Source organism: Staphylococcus sp. EG-SA-14, from assembly GCF_017151935.1.
Taxonomy (GTDB): Bacteria; Bacillota; Bacilli; order Staphylococcales; family Staphylococcaceae; genus Staphylococcus; species Staphylococcus aureus.
In genome coordinates this window covers 1-511 of sequence record NZ_JACVZM010000053.1, presented here as the reverse complement: position 1 = coordinate 511, position 511 = coordinate 1, and the positions used below count along the sequence as shown (strand labels likewise).

The following is a 511-nucleotide window of genomic DNA, read 5'->3' as shown; positions in this document are numbered from 1 at the left end:
GTATTACACTCAGGGCAACCCGATCAGCTTCCTCTCCGACAGCTTTACGGCGATAGGCCAGGGGGCGATGCCGGTGATTATCTTCTTCGTGATCGCCGCCGTGTTTCACATTGCGCTGAAGCATACCCGGTATGGCAAATATGTGTATGCCATCGGCGGCAACATGACCTCGGCCAAAGTGTCCGGCATCAATGTGAATAAATATCTGGTGATCGTCTACACCATCGCCGGGGCGCTCTCCGGGCTGGCGGGGGTGGTGCTGGCGGCGCGCGTCAGTAGCGGCCAGTCGAGCATGGGGATGTCCTACGAGCTGGACGCGATTGCCGCCGCGGTGATCGGCGGCAGCAGCTTAATGGGCGGAGTGGGGCGCATTACCGGCACCCTGATTGGCGCGATGATCCTTGGCCTGATCAAAAGCGGTTTTACCTTTGTCGGCGTCGATGCCTATGTGCAGGATATTATTAAAGGCATCATTATCGTTGCGGCAGTAACCATCGATATGCGTCGCAAC

1 protein-coding gene is annotated in these 511 nt (G+C 57.5%); it reads left to right on the top strand.

Annotation, left to right across the window (positions count from 1 at the left end; genetic code table 11):
• A partial coding sequence (locus IDG63_RS14235; RefSeq protein ID WP_206176470.1) for an ABC transporter permease occupies nucleotides 1-511 on the top strand: 511 nt, incomplete at both ends.